Here is a 9,957-nt window from a genome sequence, read left to right as displayed (position 1 = left end):
TACTAGTTTATGTCAACAGATTTACTGCTGAACCTGCCAAAACTCCCTCTTGATGAACCCACCGGGACAAAAACGGCTTGGTTTTACAAAAAATGCACTATCGTAACCGACCCTTGCGAGATCCGGGGTCAAGGGACACTCCTTGCAAAGCTTCTCGGTTTGATTGTTTAGCATTCCACCGGACCGTGCTCAGCTGACTCTTTTATATATGACGCGTGATACAAAAACCCTTCGGCATGCTAATCCCCAGAGTCTCACCGTGGCAAGTTAGGAAGATGGTGGTCTAGGTGATTGGAGTTATACGGTTAAAGCGCAGAGTTCAAAGGGGCCACGGCACGAGTGTCATGTCTGCGGATCTGTCGTGGACTGGATCCTCCGGCTGCCGCAGGAGTAATCCGACTGCGTGTAAAGGTGAACCCCCTTGGGGTCGGATCTTGACCAAGCTTGGGCCAGTGTGTTAGAATCGGGTGCGTAGGCAGTTTGCTTTTTCAAATTGCCGAAGCCGCTCGGAATGGGTTCAAAGGTGAAGACCTACCTGATTCCGGCGAGCCTGTCGACACTAGGGTCGACGTTAAAGGGGGTGCAGGAGCCCGTGCGTTACGCGATTATTCAGACCGGTGGCAAGCAATACCGGGTGTCCGAAGGACAGGAGATCTTCGTGGAAAAGCTTGACGCGGATGAGGGAGCTACGGTGGAACTGAGCGAGGTTTTGCTTGTGGCTGAAGATGGCAACATTACTGCCGGGAAGCCCTTCGTGGAGGGAGCTAAGGTAGTGGCCACTGTGGTGAAGAACGGCAAGGGCAAAAAGATCATCGTGTTCAAGTACAAGCCCAAGAAGAACTATCGCCGGAAGAAGGGTCACCGCCAGCCTTACACGAAGCTGCGGATCGATCAGATTGTTAGCTAAGTAGTGATGATTACCGTTGAATTTTTCCATAGCCCCCGGGGAGAGCTAATTGGTTTTCACGCGGCAGGTCACAGCGGCTATGCTGAGCGAGGCTATGACATAGTTTGTGCCGCAGTTTCTGCCTTGACTTTGACTGTGACCAAAGGCCTTATCGAGCAGGTGGGCTTGAACCCCACTGTCCGACAGGGACCGGGGGAGTTGTTTTGTCGGATTGACAACTATGGGGCCCTATCCCCGGGGGAGAAGCACGCTGCAGATTTGCTTTTGCAGACGTTGCTTGGTGGACTCAAAGAGATAGTGGATCAGTACCCAGATTTTGTGAGACTGCGCTTAGAAAGGAGGCCTGATCCCAATGCTACGCTTTGATTTACAGCTGTTTGCTTCGAAAAAGGGTGTGGGTAGTACCCGTAACGGAAGAGATAGTGAAGCGAAACGACTTGGTGTAAAGCGACACGACGGACAATTTGTTACCGCAGGCAGCATTCTCGTTCGGCAGAGGGGAACTAAGTTCAAGGCCGGAGAGAACGTAGGTGTGGGCAAGGACCATACCCTCTTTGCGAAAACCGATGGCTATGTGGTTTTCGAAAACAGGGGACGGATGGGTCGTTATGTGAGTATCGAGCCTTACGTCGAAGAAGAATCCGTAGCCATGGTTGGATAAGCGGATGTAAGTTGCTAGAGGAGAGAGCCTTCTTCCTAAAAGGGAGAGGGCTCTTTTTCATGTTGCCTTTGCCTAGGAATCTTGGTATCATTTGGGTGGATTAGTGGAGTGGTTGTTTCCCAGTTCCCTCCCAGTGGTCATACGGCTTTGATAACCCGGGTAAGATACATTTGAGTGTGCACCGAAGTTGACGGGGCTCTTCTGCCTAGGGATACCAAGCGAGGAAGAGGAGAAGGTTATGTTTATCGATGAGGTGGAGATTACTGTCGAAGGAGGCCGTGGCGGAAACGGAGCGGTTAGCTTTCGCAGGGAGAAATATATACCGGCGGGAGGTCCCGACGGTGGCGACGGCGGCGATGGTGGGGACGTCTACCTTGTGGCCGATGAAAACCTGAATACCCTAGTGGACCTTCGTTACAAAAAGCGTTATCGGGCTGGAGACGGCGAACCGGGAACGGGGAAGAAGCAGTTTGGCAAGCGGGGCGAAGATCTAATAATCTACGTGCCCGTAGGCACGTTGGTATACGATGAAGTGAACCGGTTGCTGGGTGATCTGACCGAACACAATCAGAGTTTGCTGGTGGCCGCTGGAGGCCGCGGTGGCCGGGGCAATGCCCGTTTTACCACGCCCCAGAGGCAAGCTCCCAACTTCGCCGAAAAGGGAGAAAAGGGCCAGCTGGTGAATTTGCGTTTGGAACTGAAGCTTTTAGCCGATGTCGGCCTGATCGGTTACCCCAATGTGGGCAAGTCTACGTTGCTTTCCAGTATGTCCAACGCCAAACCCAAGATCGCTAACTATCCCTTTACCACCTTAGTTCCCAATTTGGGAGTGGTGTCGGTGGAGCCGGGGAAGAGCTTTGTGATGGCCGATTTACCCGGCTTGATTGAGGGAGCCGCGGAGGGTCTTGGTTTGGGGCATCAGTTTCTTAAGCACGTAGAGCGTACTCGGCTGTTGGTGCATGTGGTGGATCTGTCCGGCAGTGAAGGAAGGGACCCCGTGGACGATGTCCAGACCATTAATCGTGAGCTGGCGGCTTATAACCCCCACCTTGCACAGCTGCCACAGATCCTCTGTGCCAACAAGATCGACCTGTTGGGGGATCGGTGGGAGGAGGCCTTGGCCCGGTTGATGGAAAGACTCGGGGATGTGGAGGTGCTGCCCATTTCCGCGGCCACGGGTCAAGGGGTCCAAGAACTGAAATATCGGATCTACTCTGAACTGCAAAAGCTCAAAGCGCCCAAGGCAGTAGCCAGTACCGAGGAGATTTACGTCCATCGACCAAGAGCCCGCCGGCCATCGTTACAGGAGTTTACTGTGGTGAAGCGGGATGGGGCCTTTGTGGTGGAGGGCCCTGGAATTGAGCACTTCCTGGAGCGTGTGGACCTGGAAAACAAGGATGCCCTGCGCTATTTCTCCCGTCGATTGGAGCAGGCGGGGATCATCGCGGCGTTGAAAGAGGCCGGTGCCACCGATGGCGATACGGTGATTATTGGCGATTTTGAATTCGATTACGTGGAATAATGCCTTTTTGGAAGCGGTGAGGAGAACCATATGGCCAGGATTGTGGTGAAAGTGGGGACGAGCACCTTGACCCACGCCAACGGTAGGTTGGACTTCTTGCAGATGGAACGGTTGGTGCGCCAAATATCCGACTTGAGCAATATGGACCATGAGGTGGTCCTGGTCAGTTCTGGGGCAGTGGGGGCGGGAATGGGAAAGTTGGGCCTGAACCGACGGCCCGATTCCATCGCGGAAAAACAGGCGGTGGCCGCGGTGGGTCAGGGCTTGTTGATGCAGGTCTATGAGAAACTCTTCAGCGAGTACGGACAGACCACTGCCCAAGTGCTTTTGACCCGGGCGGATCTGATGGCCCGGGATCGTTATCTTAATGCCCGGCATGCTTTGCAGAAGTTATTGGATTTCCGTGTAATCCCAGTAATTAACGAAAATGACACGGTAGCGGTGGACGAACTGTGTTTTGGGGACAACGATTGCCTCTCCGCCTTGGTGGCGGCCTTGGTGGATGCGGATCGCCTGATCATCCTCTCCGACGTGGATGGGATGTATTCCAAGGATCCGCACCGGTTCCCCGATGCGGAGATTCTCTCCGAGGTGGCCACCATCGACGAGGCATTGTTCCAGGCCGCAGGGGGTAGCAGCAGTAAGGTGGGAACCGGTGGGATGATCACTAAGCTGCAGGCGGCCCAGACCGCGGTGGCCTGTGGGATTACGGTTCATTTGACCAACGGTAGGACCCCCGATGTATTGCGGCGGATCCTGGCGGGGGAGCGCGTTGGGACCACGTTTCTGCCCAGTACCCAACGGATTATGGGCAAGAAGAGGTGGTTGGCTTTCTACCAGGAACCCCAGGGTAAGGTCCGGGTGGACCAGGGAGCCCGGGAGGCCTTGCTGTGGCACGGGAAATCCCTGCTCCCCAGCGGAGTGGTGGGGGTGGAGGGAGAATTCGACCAGGGAGATTTGGTCCTTGTGGTGGATGAAGCAGACCGTGAGATTGGACGGGGTCTGGTGAATTATTCGGCTGCGGAAGTTGCCCGGATTATGGGCCTAAAGACCCACCAGTTGGGTACGGTATTGGAAGGGGCTTATTACGACGAAGTGATTCACCGGGACAATTTGGTGATCGTACCTGGTATTAATGGTGAGAGACATTCGTAAGGGGAGGCAGTCGCTATTGGCAGGTAATAGACTTGATGTAGGAATCCTGGGGATGGGGACCGTTGGGACCGGAGTTGCCCGACTACTGTTGGAGCAACGGGAGCTTTTGCGGTCCCGTACCGGTATAGATTACTGCCTGAAAGCCGCGGTAGACGTCCGGTGGGATCGGGTAGACCTAGATCTTGCGGGCGTGGTGTGTAGTGAGGATCCCGCGGTGATCCTGGAGGATCCGGAGATCAAAGTGGTGGTGGAGACCATCGGTGGTACTGGCGTGGCCTATGACCTGGTCCAACGGGCCATCCGGGCTGGAAAGCACGTGGTGACAGCTAACAAAGCTTTGATTGCCACCAAAGGGCGGGAACTGTTTAGATTAGCCCGCGCCCATCAGGTGGATCTACTCTTTGAGGCCAGTGTGGGGGGCGGCATTCCTATCATCAAAGGCTTGAAGGAAGGGCTGGTGGGCAACAAGATCCTCAGTATCGAAGGGATCCTAAACGGTACCTCCAATTATGTGCTTACCAAGATGTATGAGGATGGCATGGAGTTTGACGAGGCCTTGGGGGAGGCCCAGGCCAAGGGCTTTGCCGAGGCGGATCCCACGTTGGATATCAGTGGTTATGATGCGGCACATAAGTTGGCCATCTTGGCCTCCATTGTTTCCTCCACGGTGGTGGATTTCGAGAAGATCCACGTGGAGGGGATTACGGAGATCACGAAGATGGACATCGATTTTGCCAGGAATTTCGGCTATGTCATCAAGTTGCTGGCCATCATTAAGAATACCGCTGAGGGTCTGGATTTGCGGGTTCATCCCACCTTGGTGCCCAAAAGCCATCTGTTGGCCTCGGTTAATTATGAATTGAATGCGGTCTCTGTGACAGGGGACTTTGTGGGCAATACGGTGTTTTACGGTCCCGGCGCGGGCCAGCGACCCACCGCCAGTGCCGTGGTGAGTGACATTGTGGATCTCTCTCGGGATCTGCTCTTAAGAAATGGTGTGGGCTATTGTAACCGTACCATCGACCCTTGTGAAGAGCCGAAACTGGTGCCATTGGATCAAGTCTCCAATCGTTTTTATATCCGATTCTTCGCCTATGATGCACCGGGGATCCTGGCCCAGGTGGGTTCCATCCTGGGGAAATTGGATATCAGCATTGCCTCGGTACTGCAGATGGAGATTCATGGAAAAGACAATTATGTCCCCCTTGTGATCATTACGCACCTGGCTAAGGAAGCGGCGATGAAGGAAGCTATGGAAGAGCTAGCCCAGCAGGATTATGTGCGGGGCAAGCCGTTATGTTTACGACTGCATCGTTAACAGGAAAGGGGCACTTTGTTGGTGGTAAATGAGTTCTTGCTTCAACGCGCAAAACAAAAGACGAAGATCATCTGTACCCTCGGCCCGGCTTCGGAGGACTACGAAATCATTCGTGATTTGATCCGATATGGAGTAAACGTGGTGCGTTTGAATCTGTCCCATGGGACCCATGAAGAACACCGGGCCCGGGTGGCCCATGTGCGCCAGGCCGCGGAAGAACTGAACCTTCATGTGGGCATCATGTTTGATATCCAGGGTCCGAAGATCCGGACCGGAGATGTGATTGAGCCCATCATCCTCGGCAAGGGGCAGACCTTTCGATTGACTCCCGAGCCCATCATGGGTACCAGTGCCCGGGTCTCGGTACCCTATCCCCATCTGTTGCGGGATGTGAAGCCTGGCACCGTCATTTTCATCGATGATGGCCTGATTGAGCTGCGGGTGCAGGAGGTAGCCGAAGGGGAGTTGGTGTGCCAAGTTACCAACGGCGGTATTCTAAAGAGCCGACAGGGGGTGACCCTCCAGGGCATTCCGGTGGATCTACCGTCCATCACTGAGCGAGATATCGAGGATATTCGCTTTGCCTGTGAACAGGATGTGGAGTTCATTGCCCTTTCCTTCACCCGGCAGGCCAAGGACATCCTCGAGGTGCGCAAGATGCTGGATGAGTTGGGCGCAGATATTGATATCATTGCCAAGATTGAAAACATGCAGGGGATCGAGAATATTGAGGAGATTATCGATGCCGCCGACGGTGTCATGGTGGCCCGGGGCGACATGGGTATTGAGCTGCCCACTGAAGAGGTACCCCTGTACCAGAAGTTGATCATCCGTCGCTGCAATGAGAAGGGCAAACCGGTGATCACCGCTACCCAGATGCTGGATTCCATGGTGCGCAATCCCCGGCCTACCCGGGCCGAGGTGGCCGACGTGGCCAATGCCATCTTCGATGGCACCGACGCGGTAATGTTGTCCGGCGAGACCGCGGTGGGCAAGTACCCGGTGGAGGCAGTACAGGTGATGCGTTCCATTGCTGATCGGGCCGATGATGCGGTGCCCAACCAGGAGATCTTACAGAGGGTGGCGGCCCAGACGGTGCCCAACATTGCCGATGCCATTTGTCATGCCACCTGTGTGACGGCCCACGAGCTAGGTTTAAAGGCCATTGTTTCCTCTACCCGTTCGGGTAGTACCGCCCGGAAGATTGCTCGCTTTCGGCCCAGTACTCCCATCGTGGCCACGACCCCTTCGGAGAAGGTGGCCCGGAAGCTTTCCTTGGTCTGGGGGATCTTCCCCACGATCGTGGATTTTGCCCAGGATACCGATACCGTCATCGAACTCAGTGCCGAATGTACAAGGAGGCTGGGAATTGCTTCCAGTGGAGATTATGTGGTCATCACCGCCGGTGTAGGGGGGAGCACCCCGGTGAGTACCAATTTCCTCAAGGTACACCAATTGGAATCAAAGGGAGATGCGTATTCTGTGTAATAGGTCGTGCAGCTGTTCAAAACCGAGGCCTACCCCGAACCAGAGGGGGGCATAATCCAGGCGGATGGTGCCTCCCCAGGCGGCTAAGGGTGTGCCGGTGTAATCCCAGGGACAGCTGCCGATGATCATCTTCAAAAGGGTGCCGGTGCCCCTTCGATTCCGAAAATCAGGCTCGTCCACACTAGCCCCCGGAAAAACCAAGGCAGAGGGCGGATCCGTTCGTGGATAGGCTCCAGTAGGATGCCACAGCCGTAGATGGGTAGCATCCACAGGTAAGTCTGTCCCACCAGGCGCCATTCTCCCCGCAAGATGGAGCCCAACCCCGTCCAGATTATCTCCATTAGCCAACCGATCATCCCGTAGGTCAAGAATCTGTAGATCATGGGTTTAGTATGGGTTAGAGCCTGGGTTAACTCCCTGAAAGAAAACGGTACCCTTGGTGGGGCGGCCCCAGCGGTGGCGGAAAGAGAAATTGGAAGGACTTCGTAAAGATCGAGGGGCGTCAGAGTCTCTGACGCCCCTCGACTTCCTGGTTAGGGTATGCAGATTACTTGCCCTGGGAAGATCAAGTTGGGATTGGTAATCTGCGGGTTAATGGCCAAAATGGCATTGACCGTGGTGCCGAAGCGTTGGGCGATGAAGAACAACGTGTCTCCTGGCTGCACCGTATACCGGAACGAGCCTGGGGGACAAGTGGGTGGTGGCGGTGGTGGTGGCTGCTGTGCTCCCGGCACACAGATTACCTGCCCTGGGAAGATCAGGTTGGGATTGGTAATCTGCGGGTTAATGGCCAAAATGGCATTGACCGTGGTGCCAAAGCGCTGGGCGATGAAGAATAACGTGTCTCCTGGCTGCACCGTGTACCGGAACGAGCCTGGCGGACAAGTGGGTGGTGGCGGTGGCGGTTGCTGGCTGGGCACACAGATTACTTGCCCTGGGAAGATCAAGTTGGGATTGGTAATCTGCGGGTTAATGGCCAAAATGGCATTGACCGTGGTGCCGAAGCGTTGGGCGATGAAGAATAACGTGTCTCCCGGCTGCACCGTATACCGGAATGAGCCTGGCGGACAAGTGGGCGGTGGCGGTGGCGGTTGCTGGCTGGGGATGCAGATTACTTGCCCGGGGAAGATCAGGTCGGGGTTGGTAATCTGGGGGTTGACGGCCAAGATGGCGTTGACGGTGGTGCCGAAGCGCTGGGCGATGAAAAACAGAGTGTCCCCTGGTACCACCGTGTAGGCGAAAGTACCGACGGGACACGTGTGCTGTGGAGCTACTGGTTCCGTTGTTTGGGAGTAGTCTTGGACGGCAGGCCAGGGAAACTCGGCATAGGTAGCATACCCATATACCGGATCATAGTCGTAGGGGTTATAGGTCATGCATTTCCCTTCCTTCCGAAACATGATTAATGGCTTTTTCGCTATATGATATTGCTCAATACGCGAAAGTGTGAAGGAAGGTCTCGGGAAATCCAAAGGGCCTACCAGTTGCGGTCGTTGTAGTCGCCGTCCCAGTAGTTGTTACCATCGGGATCCGCCAGGATCTGTTGGATGTAGGTAATATGGTGCTCCGGTGCCTTCATGGCGATGAGCCCGGCTAGTTGCACCTCCAGTGCTTCCAGTTCCGCCTCTTTCCCGAAAAAGGTGCGCTGTTCTAGGTATTGAACCACATGGACCGTATCGTGAAGAATGATGGAAGCAAGCCAGTAGGGATCCGTGTTCTGGGAGGCGGGCCCGATCACGAAGGTGCGGGTCCAGACCTCTGCTCCCGAATGCTCTCCCGCTTGGATCTTGTTCAAGGTTTGGTTGACCAGGGCAAAATGCTCATAACTGGTTTCATATAGTAGTCGCAAGCTTTCCCGGACCTTCTCTTGGAACGTTTGGGGCCCTACGATCTGCACATCCAGGGTGAAGGGAGGTTGCTGTTCCTCAGGTTCCACAGATTCTTCCAGGGTCAGGATTTCCTGGGCGATGATCTGCCACTGACCCACGTATTTCAGGGTCAACCGTTCTGTCTTCCAGGTGGTCAGAAAGAGTTGTGGACCTTGGGCTACGGAATGGGTGCTGATGGTGGCCAGGACCAGGTCCGGCGCTATGTTTTGTACCTCTACCAGATCGACTTCATAGACTAAGTATACATACTGTTCGTAAAAGGCGGCCAAGTGTGTCCAAAGGTCGAGGCGGGTGATCTGCTCCCCGGTGGTGTTGGTGAAGGGGTCGGCAAACAAACCCACGATGGTTTCCAGATCGCCCTGCAGGTGGCCCTCCCGAAGGATGATGATGGTACCGATGATCCCGGTGTCCACCCCCACGGGGGCGGTGCAGGCAGCCAAGTAGAAAAGAGATAAACTGACAAGCAGCAATTTCTTCACATAAATCCCCCCTATTATGGAGATATTTCGGTTTATTGTCATCCACTACCTTGTGGAAATTAGCGGTAGCGGACACAGGCCCTGGGCAGATTACATAGACTAAGTAAAGAACAGCAGAAAATGGGGGGATTATGATGTGGCGGTACCAACAAGTTCCATACCATAGTTATGCCCGGCCCTGGGCCTATCGGGGATATCCGTATCCTTGCGGCTGTCCAGAAGTAAAAGGCCCTCCTTCTCCCTACTCCTCGGCCCTAGAGGCCTTGCGGGCCCATGAGGCGGCCCTGTTGGAAGGATTAAAGGCGGTGCGGGCGGCCATTGAGGAAATGGAGGCCTTACAGGAAGAACCTAAGGATAAGCCGGAGGAATCTGCACCTGCCAAGGATTGACTTCTAGAGAAGGAGTGGGTACAATCCCATCTTTTGCAGTTATAGTCAGAAACAGAGGTCTCAAACCCTTGGTACGAAAGGGTTTGCAGACCTCTGGCCATGTCGGCGTTATGTAGGGGAAAATGTCATTTTTTTACCTCGCCCAGAAT

The 9,957-nt window shown here is 54.8% G+C and carries 10 protein-coding genes and 1 pseudogene; 8 read left to right on the top strand and 3 right to left on the bottom strand.

Going from position 1 to position 9,957, the window contains the following annotated elements; all coding sequences use genetic code 11:
- The first annotated feature begins 511 nt into the window (after window positions 1-511).
- The 7 genes from rplU (at window position 512) to pyk (ending at window position 7,051) form a co-directional block, all read left to right on the top strand.
- Window positions 512-907, top strand: a complete 396-nt coding sequence (gene rplU / locus GXX57_04005; GenBank protein ID HHV43816.1) for a 50S ribosomal protein L21 — start codon at window positions 512-514, stop codon at window positions 905-907.
- 6 nt (window positions 908-913) lie between these two features.
- Window positions 914-1,273 (top strand): ribosomal-processing cysteine protease Prp, encoded by a 360-nt coding sequence (locus GXX57_04000; protein ID HHV43815.1) that lies wholly within the window; start codon window positions 914-916, stop codon window positions 1,271-1,273.
- Window positions 1,260-1,568 carry a 50S ribosomal protein L27 gene (gene rpmA, locus GXX57_03995; GenBank protein HHV43814.1) on the top strand — a complete coding sequence of 103 codons (309 nt, stop codon included), beginning with the start codon at window positions 1,260-1,262 and terminating at the stop codon, window positions 1,566-1,568. Before GXX57_04000 ends, rpmA begins: the two co-directional genes overlap by 14 nt.
- 238 nt (window positions 1,569-1,806) lie before the next feature.
- Window positions 1,807-3,090: a GTPase ObgE gene (gene obgE, locus GXX57_03990; protein ID HHV43813.1), complete on the top strand. Its 1,284-nt coding sequence runs from the start codon at window positions 1,807-1,809 to the stop codon at window positions 3,088-3,090.
- 30 nt (window positions 3,091-3,120) lie between these two features.
- Window positions 3,121-4,245: a glutamate 5-kinase gene (proB, locus tag GXX57_03985; GenBank protein ID HHV43812.1), complete on the top strand. Its 1,125-nt coding sequence runs from the start codon at window positions 3,121-3,123 to the stop codon at window positions 4,243-4,245.
- 16 nt (window positions 4,246-4,261) lie between these two features.
- A complete protein-coding gene (locus tag GXX57_03980; protein HHV43811.1) occupies window positions 4,262-5,563 on the top strand; it encodes a homoserine dehydrogenase in 1,302 nt (433 codons plus the stop codon).
- A gap of 15 nt (window positions 5,564-5,578) precedes the next feature.
- Window positions 5,579-7,051 (top strand): pyruvate kinase, encoded by a 1,473-nt coding sequence (gene pyk / locus GXX57_03975; GenBank protein ID HHV43810.1) that lies wholly within the window; start codon window positions 5,579-5,581, stop codon window positions 7,049-7,051.
- On the opposite strand, the pseudogene GXX57_03970 reads toward pyk, so the two are convergent.
- From GXX57_03970 to GXX57_03960, 3 genes and pseudogenes are all read right to left on the bottom strand, one after another.
- Window positions 7,025-7,434, bottom strand: a pseudogene (locus GXX57_03970) (hypothetical protein). The gene pyk and the pseudogene GXX57_03970 overlap by 27 nt on opposite strands.
- Before the next feature lie 150 nt (window positions 7,435-7,584).
- The gene (locus tag GXX57_03965) at window positions 7,585-8,451 is read right to left on the bottom strand and encodes a LysM peptidoglycan-binding domain-containing protein (GenBank protein HHV43809.1); all 867 of its coding nucleotides are present in this window, start codon (window positions 8,449-8,451) and stop codon (window positions 7,585-7,587) included.
- Between the two features lie 77 nt (window positions 8,452-8,528).
- Window positions 8,529-9,419, bottom strand: a complete 891-nt coding sequence (locus GXX57_03960; protein HHV43808.1) for a hypothetical protein — start codon at window positions 9,417-9,419, stop codon at window positions 8,529-8,531.
- Between the two features lie 134 nt (window positions 9,420-9,553).
- Here GXX57_03960 and GXX57_03955 point away from each other — a divergent pair, with 134 nt between their 5' ends.
- A complete protein-coding gene (locus GXX57_03955; protein ID HHV43807.1) occupies window positions 9,554-9,808 on the top strand; it encodes a hypothetical protein in 255 nt (84 codons plus the stop codon).
- The last annotated feature ends 149 nt before the right edge of the window (window positions 9,809-9,957 follow it).

The organism is Bacillota bacterium (assembly GCA_012839765.1).
In the GTDB taxonomy this organism is placed as follows: domain Bacteria; phylum Bacillota; class Limnochordia; order DUMW01; family DUMW01; genus DUMW01.
The sequence above is the reverse complement of the archived record's forward strand: the minus strand, read 5'-3'. Positions and strand labels throughout refer to the sequence as shown.

Bases quoted from the DNA above. Each gene is read 5' to 3' on its own strand.
- rplU (HHV43816.1), top strand. From the start codon at position 512: ATGGGTTCAAAGGTGAAGACCTACCTGATTCCGGCGAGCCTGTCGACA.
- GXX57_04000 (HHV43815.1), top strand. From the start codon at position 914: ATGATTACCGTTGAATTTTTCCATAGCCCCCGGGGAGAGCTAATTGGT.
- rpmA (HHV43814.1), top strand. From the start codon at position 1,260: ATGCTACGCTTTGATTTACAGCTGTTTGCTTCGAAAAAGGGTGTGGGT.
- obgE (HHV43813.1), top strand. From the start codon at position 1,807: ATGTTTATCGATGAGGTGGAGATTACTGTCGAAGGAGGCCGTGGCGGA.
- proB (HHV43812.1), top strand. From the start codon at position 3,121: ATGGCCAGGATTGTGGTGAAAGTGGGGACGAGCACCTTGACCCACGCC.
- GXX57_03965 (HHV43809.1), bottom strand. From the start codon at position 8,451: ATGTTTCGGAAGGAAGGGAAATGCATGACCTATAACCCCTACGACTAT.
- GXX57_03955 (HHV43807.1), top strand. From the start codon at position 9,554: ATGTGGCGGTACCAACAAGTTCCATACCATAGTTATGCCCGGCCCTGG.